General features: G+C 46.4%; 8 protein-coding genes. 3 read left to right on the top strand and 5 right to left on the bottom strand.

Annotation, left to right across the window (positions count from 1 at the left end; genetic code table 11):
* Positions 1-6: 6 nt before the first annotated feature.
* The 3 genes from ACPW7N_RS09250 to ACPW7N_RS09240 all read right to left on the bottom strand — a co-directional run bounded on the left by ACPW7N_RS09250 (position 7) and on the right by ACPW7N_RS09240 (position 6,407).
* Positions 7-2,853, bottom strand: a complete 2,847-nt coding sequence (locus ACPW7N_RS09250; RefSeq protein ID WP_425650773.1) for a 1,4-alpha-glucan branching protein domain-containing protein — start codon at positions 2,851-2,853, stop codon at positions 7-9.
* Between the two features lie 12 nt (positions 2,854-2,865).
* On the bottom strand, positions 2,866-3,510 hold the full coding sequence (locus ACPW7N_RS09245; protein ID WP_425650772.1) for a DUF4912 domain-containing protein: 645 nt from the start codon (positions 3,508-3,510) through the stop codon (positions 2,866-2,868).
* Positions 3,511-4,172: 662 nt separating this feature from the next.
* Positions 4,173-6,407, bottom strand: a complete 2,235-nt coding sequence (locus tag ACPW7N_RS09240) for a type IA DNA topoisomerase (protein ID WP_425650771.1) — start codon at positions 6,405-6,407, stop codon at positions 4,173-4,175.
* Positions 6,408-6,543: 136 nt separating this feature from the next.
* On the opposite strand from ACPW7N_RS09240, the gene ACPW7N_RS09235 reads away from it, so the two are divergent.
* The 3 genes from ACPW7N_RS09235 (at position 6,544) to ACPW7N_RS09225 (ending at position 8,718) form a co-directional block, all read left to right on the top strand.
* Positions 6,544-7,218 carry a TerC family protein gene (locus ACPW7N_RS09235; RefSeq protein ID WP_425650770.1) on the top strand — a complete coding sequence of 225 codons (675 nt, stop codon included), beginning with the start codon at positions 6,544-6,546 and terminating at the stop codon, positions 7,216-7,218.
* Positions 7,219-7,312: 94 nt separating this feature from the next.
* Entirely contained in the window at positions 7,313-8,227 is a 915-nt protein-coding gene (locus ACPW7N_RS09230) for an NAD(P)/FAD-dependent oxidoreductase (protein ID WP_425650769.1), read from the top strand.
* Positions 8,227-8,718 (top strand): NUDIX domain-containing protein, encoded by a 492-nt coding sequence (locus ACPW7N_RS09225; protein ID WP_425650768.1) that lies wholly within the window; start codon positions 8,227-8,229, stop codon positions 8,716-8,718. Before ACPW7N_RS09230 ends, ACPW7N_RS09225 begins: the two co-directional genes overlap by 1 nt.
* A 33-nt stretch (positions 8,719-8,751) precedes the next feature.
* Here the strand turns inward: ACPW7N_RS09225 and ACPW7N_RS09220 are convergent, their stop codons facing one another.
* Both ACPW7N_RS09220 and ACPW7N_RS09215 read right to left on the bottom strand, forming a co-directional pair.
* Positions 8,752-10,212, bottom strand: a complete 1,461-nt coding sequence (locus ACPW7N_RS09220) for an MFS transporter (protein WP_425650767.1) — start codon at positions 10,210-10,212, stop codon at positions 8,752-8,754.
* Positions 10,213-10,228: 16 nt separating this feature from the next.
* On the bottom strand, positions 10,229-11,350 hold the full coding sequence (locus ACPW7N_RS09215) for a mandelate racemase/muconate lactonizing enzyme family protein (protein WP_425650766.1): 1,122 nt from the start codon (positions 11,348-11,350) through the stop codon (positions 10,229-10,231).
* Positions 11,351-11,358: the final 8 nt, after the last annotated feature.

Genomic DNA, 11,358 nt, shown 5'->3' with positions numbered 1-11,358 from the left:
TCCTCCTTAGGTTGTTGAGAGCGCCGCTGCCTCTGGTAATAAGAGGTGATACGTACCTAGCGTCTCTCTTGCGATGTTTTCCCAGTTGTAAGTCGTGACAACACTTTGATAGGATCGCTCTGCCATTTTTCGTCTTTCCGTGGGGTGGGCTAACAGCCAATTCATCTGTGTAACGAGAGATTGAACATCCCCTGGGTACATTTTGACCCCATTCACTCCATGCGAAATAATTTCAGCAAGTCCTCCTGTGTCGGCAACCAATAAAGGAGTTCTGTAAATGGACGCTTCCAGTGCGACAATCCCGAAAGGCTCATATAAACTGGGAAAAACCGCAGCATCCGCCAGCTGAAAAATGGCGTTCCGGGTGGGATCGTCGATGAAACCTGCAAATAACACTTTTTCTTTTATTCCTGATTGTTCAGCCTGACGCATCAATTCATCCAGCATCGGACCTTTTCCCGCTATAACAAATTTGGCTTCCGGATGCTCTCGCAAAATAAATGGAGCTGCTTCGAGCAAGAGATGCACTCCTTTTTCCCGAACGAGCCTTCCGACGTAAAATATGATTTTTTCCTCTGGCAATGCGATTCTTTGGCGAATGTCTATCAGCGTTTGTTCATCTGTTTCTTCAATGGCGAGGCTGACTCCGTTTGGAATGACAGAGACGTTGTCAGTCTGTACCCCCAAATGCTGAACCATTTGATCTGCCATGTAATGACTGCACGCAATCAGGTGGTCTGAATGACTGGTAAGTGTCTGCTCGATCTGATGAATATTCGCTTGCAGCTCTGTATGAATCCCTGCGTTTCTCCCGTGCTCCATGGCGTGAATCGTGGTGATCAAGGGCTTGTTTAAACTGCTTTTGAGCTCATTTGCAGCAAAGGCAACAAGCCAGTCGTGAGCATGAATAAGATCAATTTCCAAGCCGTTATTCATCAGCCTCTCCACTTCATCGACCATCACCAGATTCAGTTGAAAAACCCAATCCATAAAATCCGATTGGTTGGGGGGACAGTACGTTCGAACACGATACACGGTAACACCATTAATACGCTCACGAGCCGATTCGCCTTCGACATGACTGGTAATGACATGAACCTCCACGTTTTGCTCTGTCAGATGGTTCGACAACTCATAGACAGCACGTGACAGGCCACCTACTGTATTCGGCGGATATTCCCAACTGAGCATCAACACACGCATACGGGGATGGCTTGGATCATTGGCATTGCCTGCTGCTGTCTGATTTTGCGATACGCTCAATCTATGCAAGGACTTAGGCAGATAGTACTGCGGATTCAACTGTTGGAAAATTGGGAAATTTGTTTCCCGATCACGTAGCCAAAACTCATCGATTTCACCTAGCTGCAACTGTTCTGATAACTCCATAAAGCTCACTAGATGGTCATGGGTTCGGCGGATAGCATAGTCAACCATTGATTGGTTATCCATCATAAATGCCCAATCACTGCTCTGGGCAAGCATCAATTCTCTCGCCATTTGTTGGAGTACCCGGTTTTCGAGGTGAGTCGGGGTCTGAAACCTTGTCGTGCATTCAATCATCCTGCGTTCAGCCTGATGAAGGTGGCGATAGATCCAGTCGTTCTTCTCATTGAGCCAAACCTCACTGTAGCCATTGCGCCCCCAACTGCACATCGGCAGCCTCGCATAGTCATTTTGTTTGTACCGAGTCAAATATTCGGATGGGGTAATCATGGTAATGAAGTTGGAATCACATGAAATCTTGCGAATGAGAAAATCAAGAAATTGTGTGCCTTCATACCACCAATGCCCATACAACTCAGCATCATAAGGCGCAACAAATAAGGGAGGACGATCGAGTGTTGATTGGGTACGCTGTACCTGTTTTTCACGTTCTCCTAGAAAATGACCAGCATGAGTGGCTGCTTTTTCGGTAGCAGCATCTGGATTGTACAACTCCTTTGTACCATCCTTGCCAGTTACCCGGTGGTATTTGATCCCTGTCTGGATTCGCACCCCACTTGGGTGGATATAGGGTGTAACGTACTTCTCATCCAAATCAAAACCAATATCCCGATAATACTCACGATAGTCGTAGTCACCCGGGTAGCCAATGCAGGAACTCCACACCTGCTCCGATGATTCCGGATCACGTGCAAATGCAGCAACTCCGTATTCTGTCATCAATGGGGCAAATAAATCTCGCTCTGGCTTCGGTGTGGCATGCCTGACTCCGTGACTGTCGATAAAGAAATACGTAATGCCTGCTTCTCGCAGCAATCTGTCGACACCAGGTGTATACCCGCACTCAGGCAGCCAAATCCCTTTTGGGTGAAAGCCGACAATTTTCTCAAAGGTCTGAATTCCTGTCATGATTTGCGCACGAATCGATTCTTCCGTCTCCATCAGCGGCAAAAAGGCATGAGTTGCCGCACTTGTTATCAATTCAAGCTTTCCTGACTGAACAAACTGCAAAAAAGCCGGTATGAGGTTGTAGTTGTATTTGTTGCAATAGGCGGCGATTTCCCGCAGTCGTTCGATATACATCCTGGCGATTTTGTTTTCGGCCGGGTGATTGGCTGTACGCTTGCCTTCTTTCACTGCTAATTCAAGCCGATTGGCGAGAAACCGCCTGGCTCTCTCCTGAATGAGTGGATCAACGAGCATAGAGAGTAACGTAGGTGAAAGAGAGAATGTCATCCGAAAATCGATGTTATCCTGCATCAATTTCTCCCACACAAGCAGCAATGGAACATAAGACTCTACCATCGCTTCGTATACCCAGCGCTCTTCCAGATAATCATCTCGCTCTGCGTGCCTCACATACGGCAAGTGTGCATGCAAGACGAGACTTAGATAGCCTTGATTCATGTGGCACCTCGCTTATTTGGAGTAAACCGAATAGGTTGAGAAATTCTCAAGCCAGACGGATTGACTGGTATCGGCAGCAGGGGAGACGATCGGGTCACCCCAAGGCGCCATTTCATTACGTGGTGTCGCTATTGGTTCTGAACGCAGAATAGGGCAGAAACGATCTTCATGGAACAAGCCAAAGTCGGCCATATACGTTCTTCCCGGCTTCACATGCTGGATGTACCAGCTCGATACTTCATCATTGACGATGACATCTCGATAGTCATTTGAATTACCACCATTAAAGTAGCGATCAGTTACATCGTACAACCGTATCCCTCTGCGAATGAAACGGTAATCAGTTTGCAGGTAATTGGCTACCATTCTCATGCGCGGCCACGTAATTTCCCAATAGGCTAGCAAGACGGTCGGTCCCTGTGGCATTAATTTGATGACATTCTCACCATAAAAGGAAGGGAGCTTCCATGTTGTATTTCTTCTATTCAACTGCCCCTGTTCAACAGGCAGGGCAACTTCTTCAGTAGAAATCAAATGGGGCTGGCGCTTGCTCTTTTGCAATTGGTACTTCACTTGTCCGATCGTAAGTCCACATTGATCTGCTATTTCCGCAATTGACATCGCTTTTGCTCGAAGTTCTAGAATTCGCTCAATCACAAGTAGCGCTCCTTCCTGCCAACATCCAAAGTTTGGTAATGCCTTGTTTACAAGAAAAAAGTATAACGTAGTGACGAAACGAAGGCTGTCGAACTCTGGGCGCACACTATTTCTTCTTTTGTCGAACCCAGCTTGCTTTATTTTGTTTTTTAGGCAAAAAAAAACAAGCCTTTCAGCTTGTTTTTAAATCGATGGATGAATCCATTACAGCCAGCCCCTCCGCAATTTCCCCATGATTTGATTCTTCCAGATGGTTAGCATTTGAACACCTTAGGTTTAACCCCTCCTCATTCATGCTAACATTCATCCGATTCCTCAAATCAAACAAAAGGTCGATTGTGAAACTGAATCCCTACTAATTCTGAACCCCTAACCGTTCACCTTTTAGGTCCCCACGCAGGGCATTTTCTTTATCACCGAGTGAATCATCTCCACATGGGGATAAATGAAAAGGAGGCTGGTTAATTGAACTAGCTTACCGCATGACCTCCGGAGAGACCGACAGTAATGGCTTCATCCCTGTTTTGTTTTTATTTTCTTTCCTGTCTTTATTATAAACCCTAGGTTCAAAAAATGTGGTGAATAGATTGTGAATAAATGAAAACACGACCGCCCACCTACTCATCTGGGGGCGATCGTCACATTGTCATCATTGATGCTCTTTATGATTCAACACTCAACTCACCCGTATCCGGATTCTTCAAAATCAGACGGGCTTCCGTTGGTGTTCCATCTGGCAGTGTCAGCTTCATTTTGCCTGTCTTGCCCTTCTCAACCAATGCCTTTATTTGCGTATTCGTCAGAATTCTGCCGAAGTTCTCTTTCCAGATGACAAACTTGCAGCCTTCTTTGTAATGCGAACACCCATAACCCTTGCGTCCCATAAAAATGGAACCCCCACATCCAGAGCGTGGGCAGTTGGTGATGATGCTAGGTGTAGAAGAAGCCGTTTCAGTGGTTGCTGCCGTTTGACCGCGTGCCGATTGGACTTGTCCTGCAGATCGGGTCCGTTTCTTGGCAGCTCCTGTCTGGGCGGGTTTCTCACTTTCGAACGATGTCTTGGCCGCTCGAGACTGTACCCGTACTTTGTCAACAATCATCGTGGCGAACTTTTTCACATTTTCCATGAATTGTCCGTCAGAAGCAGTTCCTCGGGAAATTTCATTCAAGCGGCGTTCCCAATGTCCCGTCATTTCCGGTGAGGTGAGCAGCTCTACACCCGCTCCCCGGATCAACTCAATGACGGTACGCCCTTTTTGCGTGATCAGGATTTTCTTGCCCTGCATAATGATGTAGTCCACTTTTTTCAGCCGCTCAATGGTTGCAGCACGTGTTGCTGGAGTGCCAAGTCCCGAGTCTTTCATCGCATCCCGCAGCTCTTCATCTTCAATCTGCTTGCCCGCACTTTCCATCGCTTTTAAAAGTGTGCCTTCAGTAAAATGCTTGGGTGGCTGCGTGTCTTTTTCCTTGATTTTGGCATCCTGGCAAAGCACCTCGATGTCGGGCAGAATCGAGAAAGGTTCATTTACTTCCACTTCTTCTTCCTCGTCCTCTTCCTTCTCTTTGCCTTTGGCCCCTTTGGGCTTGTCCTTCTTCTGATCGGCATAAATAACCTTCCAGCCCAGACTGAGCAGTTCTTTCACCGTCGTTTTGAACATTTCGTTCTCTACTTCCGTCATGACCGTATGCACCTTGTATTCTGCCGCCGGATAAAATTGCGAAAGAAACCGGCGCACGATCAGGTCGTACAGCTTCTGCTCATCAGGAGTCAGCCCTGATGCCTTGCGATTGGTGGGCAGGATGGCATGGTGATCCTCTACCTTGGCGGGATTGCAAATAAACTTATTCCCTTTATGAACCAGGTTGCGATTGGCGCCCTTTACCAAATCATCGTATGATGTCCCTTGCAAGGCAGACAGCGTCCTGTGCATCTCTGGAATGTTTTGCTCCGTTACATAGTTGGAATTGGTTCTGGGGTAGGAAATGACTTTGTGTTTCTCATAGAGAGCCTGCGCTACATCCAGTGTTTTTTTGGCAGAGAAAGCATATTTCCCGTTGGCCTCACGCTGCAACAGCGTCAGATCGTACAGCTTGTTCGGATACTCTTTGGTTTCCTTTACTTCATAAGAAGCGATTCGTGCTGGTTTGCCCTTTACCTTGGCTGCTAACGCCTCTACCTTCGCTACATCAGTGATACGCTCTCCTTGCCACATGCCTTTGTAGGCAACCTCGTTTTGCGTGAAATGGCCTTCCAATTCAAAATACTTCAAAGACGAGAAAGCTTCGATCTGCTTCTGCCGATCATAAATAAGCGCAAGGACCGGTGTCTGTACTCTGCCTACAGAAATGAGTACATTGTGTTTGGTTGTAAACGCCCTGGAGCCGTTCATCCCGATCAGCCAATCCGCTTCACTGCGCGACCTTGCTGCTTTCGTCAAATTCTCGTATTCTGCCCCGTCTTTCAGCTCGGCAAAGCCTTTTCGGATCGTTTCCGGGGTCAAGTCGGAAATCCAAAGTCGTTTGACGGGATGGGGCAATTTCAGATGGCGTTGAATCAGCGAGAAGATGTGTTGTCCTTCTCGCCCGGCATCGCAGGAGTTGACGAGCAGATTGCAGCGTTTGGCCAACTCGGCGATCACTTTCAACTGATCGATGGTCTTTCGATTCGGAACCAGTTTGAATTGCACGGGAATAATCGGAAGATCGTTTATGTTCCACTTCTTGTATTTCTCATCATATGCATCTGGTTCAGCCAGTTCAATTAAATGCCCGATCGCCCAGGTAATAATGTATTGTTCACCTTCCAAATACGTGCGGTGATTTTTGGCTTTGGGATCGATTGCGGCAGCTATGTTTCTTCCCATATCTGGTTTTTCCGCAATAATGAGTGTCTTCAAAAGGGTATCGCTCCTTCATTTACTACGGATACATCGTCGCTAGTCTATTTTACCGATACTTTCGAGAAAAAGGAATCCTTCCTGTTCTGGTACTTTTTTTGGACAAACTGGAGACTCTATTCGTGAGGTGATCCGAGTGGAGTTTGTTTCAACACAATTTATTCTAGCCCTCCTGAGCATTATTGTGATCGATTTGGTCCTGGCCGGAGATAATGCCATTGTGATCGGGATGGCAGCCCGAACGTTGCCGAATCATTTGCAAACCAAGGCGATTGTTTACGGTACAGTTGCTGCCGTTTTGATTCGCATCGGACTTACGTTAACAGTGAGCTGGCTGTTACAAATCCCCTTTCTGCTTGCGATGGGAGGATTGGTGCTCATCTGGATTTCCTATGGTCTTTTGGTCGATCAAGGACAACAGCATGAGGTCAAAACAGGCGAAAACATCGTTGATGCCATCAAAACGATTATTATTGCAGACGTCGTCATGAGTCTTGATAACGTGATAGCAATTGCTGGAGCTGCTCATGGTTCTTTTGTGCTCGTTGTTCTGGGGTTATTGATCAGTGTACCGATTATGGTGTGGGGCAGTACAATCATTCTCGGCCTGATGGAGCGATTCCCTCTGATCATTTACGCAGGAGCAGCCGTTTTGGCATGGACTGCGGCCAGGATGATTACGGAAGAACCATTTTTCGAACGCTTCTTCCAATCCCCAGCCATCCATTATGGTTTTATGGCAGCCGTTGTTATTGGAGTTCTTGCAGTGGGCTTCCTCCGAAACCGATTCTCCACCACCAGACATTCTTGACTGCACGGATCACATTCCAAAAGGAAGGAATTCTTCGCTCTTTATGGAATAATTCTAATATAAGATTGGATAGAAAAAGAAATGGGGAAACACTGTGGAAAAAGTTCAGGTGTTGATTGTCGGCGCTGGTATGGGAGGCGTCTCGGCAGCGATTTGGTGCAAACGTCTGGGACTTCACGCAGTCTTGCTTGAACGAGAGAGTCATATAGGTGGACAACTGAAACAAATACAGAATGAAATCTGGGACTTCCCTCCTTATACGTTTGCCAATGGTATGGAACTGCTCACAGAGTTAGAAAAAAACAGCAGGACAGCAACTTTAGATATCCGATTACAGGAAACTGTCATCAATGTTGATGTGGACAATCATGTTGTGACGACCGACAAACGAGCGTATCAAACTGATTTTTTGATCATCGCTACCGGTATAAAACCAAATACATTGCCTGTACTAGAGAATTCCGCACTGGTCCTGCCGCCCTGGTTTTCGACTACTTCACAAGGAGAGTACCTGCAGGGGAAAAAAGTTCTGATTATCGGTGGCGGAGATCGAGCGGTTGAGAGCGGTTATAACCTGTCTGCCTTTGCCAGCCATGTCTGGTTGGCAGTAAGGGGAAGTCAGCTACGGGCTCGACCTGAATGGGCATTGCGGCTGCAAAACTGTTCGAATGTAACGATTCTTTATCAAACGCAACTGGTTCGAACGGAAGAAAATACAAGTCCTACTGGAGTCTGGCTTGTCACCGGTGATCAGAAAGAACCTTGCTTCATGGAAATTGATTGTATTCTGCCCAGAATTGGCAGTATCGGAAACAACGACCTTCATTTCTTGCGATGTGATTTGGATGGGTTCCTGCGTGTCGATGAAAATCAATTAACCAACGTCGATTGGATATACGGAATTGGCGATGTGACAAATGGTTCCGCATTTGCCAGCCTGGCTTTGGCTGCTGGTCAGGCTATGAAAGCGGCTAAGCATATTTCTTTACGTTTGAAGGAGATTACCTGATGTATCACTTTACCGATTATTCTGGCTTGCCTGTGACGCTTACCTTTGATCCAAAGATCTATATCGAGCGCCTGGCAAGGCATGTGCTCGTTTTTGCTTTTTGGAACGACAAGCTTTTGTTTACGCTCCACACCAAACGGGGAATTGAGCTGCCTGGAGGCAAAGTAGAGGCAGGAGAATCAAGTATTGTTGCTGCGATCAGAGAAACGTACGAGGAGACCGGATGTATTCTTAGCGCTATCGAAAAAGTGGGACAATACACGGTGAATCATACAATCGTCAAAGATATTTTCATCGCCAAAGTGGAGCGTCAGACAAACTATTCACTGGAGGGCACTGTTGGCGGGCTGGTTCTTTTCGACGAACTGCCGCTGGACATCAAGGCAGATGAACGTTTTAGTCCCTTTCTCAAAGACGATGTCTATCCCCTCACACTCCAGCATCTCAGAAGCCATCCATTCTGCCCGATACCTCATTCTCAACAACTGTAATGCAACAAGGCTTGGACGCATTTGCTCCAAGCCTTACGTTTTTTCCTTTTGTCTTCTGCGAAACAAAATAGCAGGTCGAGGCGGATGGTATCCCAACATGCCCTTCTTGTTGTCATTTTCTTTTCGCTCATCTGCAATATTTCGTATTTCTCCCAGCACATTTCCAGCACGCATATCCTCCAGCAACTGTTCAAACGCAGCCATATTTTTCTTTTTCTCATCATCATCTGTTTCATTTTGCTCGTCAGCAGTTGCATTTTCTTTCCCTTTTGCCTCCTGACCCTGTTGATCTTCCTGTGCCTGCTTCTGATTATTAGTCGGTTTGACAAAGAAAAAGGCAATAATCGCAAAAACGAGAGCCAGTCCTGTGATGGAGTAAAACATGACGTCAGTGGAAAACTCCAACAACCACGTGAAAACAGGCGGGCCAATAGCAACCCCAATAAAGCGGACACCATTGTATAAAGAGGTAATCATCCCTCGCTCCGACTTCTTTACCGCACCGATAATCATGCTGTTGAGACATGGTAAGATGAGCCCTGTCCCCACACTGCCGATTACGAGGACTCCAATTAGCCAGTATATGCCTTTGACGAAGCTTGCGATCAAATACGATGTTGAAAGCAGCAGCATCCCTATGACGATAAGGGCACGCATCAACTTTAAATTCTTCTTAATCGCTGCCCCTGTAATATAAGCTGTTGTACTCATGGCCAGAAGCGGAATTGCAAGAAAACCGCCCTTGAGTACGCCATCAATTTTATACTTCTCTTCTAGGAGGTCAGAAAGATAAAAAAGTACGCCGAACAAAGTAAACAGACAGATGCTCCCGATAAAAAAGGCAGGGACAAGCCATTTGCCATTTTTCTTGAACACCATCTTGATTGATTGCACGTATTGCTTTACTGGCATTGGTTCTTTTTTTTGCTTCTTTTCCTTCACCAGGAACAGAAAGATTACCAGTACAACACCGCAAAGGATCGGGAACGCAAGAAAAACCATATACCAGGCAATAATCGCAAGCAATGACCCGATAATGGGACTAAGCACTTTCCCTAAGCCATTGGATGTTTCCAACAACCCTAATGCTCGGCTCTCCGAAGCTCCATTAAACAAATCTCCTACCAAAGCCATGGCAATAGGAGCCGTTCCGGCAGCCCCGATCCCTTGCAGTACTCGTCCAGTAATAATGAGTGTGTATGGATCGTCAAACCACAAGGCAGCAAGTCCTGCAATCAAGCCACCAATACCATACAGACTAAGCGCAATCGTAATAACCACTTTTCGGTTAAATCGATCCGAAAAGTAGCCTGCGAACGGAATCACGATGCCAGCAGCAATTGAAAAGGCAGTTATGAGGAAACTCGTTTGAAAAGCTGTTAAATCCATTTTGTTCTTCATGGTGGTAAGAACAGGAATTAACATAGAATTACCCAGCACCATTACCAGTGGAACACCTGCTAAGCCAATTAGATTTTTCGTGTCTTGAGCCATGTCCACTCCTCGTTCCTTAAATGTATGTGCTCCCATCCCATAAATAATGGTCGATTCGCTCCTGATCCAGTTCCAGCCCTAGTCCAATGCCGGTTGGAACTTTCACATCTCCTTTTTCCGGGCGAATGGACGCAATGCTCGTAAACGGATTATCCATGACATCCCACTCCAGAGGCTCAATATCATCCGATGACATTTTGCTCCACGGTGGCGAACAGGCAAGTGCCAACATCGCATAGATCCGTGACAAGGCACCATCAAACGCATGTGGAGAAGTACGTATCCCAAAATTTCTTCCCAATTGCATCGTATCCCGAAATCCGTCTATGCCATCTTCGTGCATCGTATCTGGTGTGATAATGTCTACTGCTCCCTCCCGTAAAAGAGGCAAAAATTTGCTGGATGAGAGCAGGTTCTCCCCGCCTGCGATAGGGATTGTGGAGAATGATCGCAACTGTTGATAATCGCCTGTACGATCTACTGGCATTGGTTCTTCAAACCACAGAATATTATTCCACTTGCTCAAAAAGTCACACCAAATACGAGAAGTCGCCAAATCATAGCTCTGATTCGCATCTACGGCGATTTTCGCTGTTGAACCCACCAGTTCTTGAATTAATTCGACGTGTTCCTGGTCTTCTTGAATCGAACGGCCGCCAATTTTTATCTTGATCATCTGATAGCCTTCTTGAAGCGTTTTGCCGACATGCGAAAGGGAGTGATTCATTTGCCAATTTTCTTCATCAGCATAGGATTGAAAAGAGGCATACAACGGAATCGTCTGGTGGAAAGCCCCTCCCCATAAATCGCAGATGGAGAGATTGGCCTTTTTTGCTACAATTTCTGTCAAGGCCATACTCACTCCCGTTGCACCCCGTTGATGCCATTTACTGATGACACGTACCAGTTTGTGATGATCGGTCGCTTTCTTATTTAACAGGTAGGGAATAATCCGTTCCTGAAACCCTTTGTGCAGGGTCGGAAGCCAGTCGATACATTCTCCCCATCCGATATAGCCAGAACGTGTTGTAATTTTGATCAGGTAAATGACACGATATTTCTTGAATCCATTTGCATCACCATAAGGCTTTGTGACTTTATAGAGGCAGGGAAACGTCTCTACTCTGTCGATATACATTTAGTCTC

Origin of the sequence: Brevibacillus nigriterrae (genome assembly GCF_049846925.1) — a bacterium.
Taxonomy (GTDB): domain Bacteria; phylum Bacillota; class Bacilli; order Brevibacillales; family Brevibacillaceae; genus Brevibacillus_H.
This window is presented reverse-complemented; position numbering and strand designations above follow the sequence as displayed.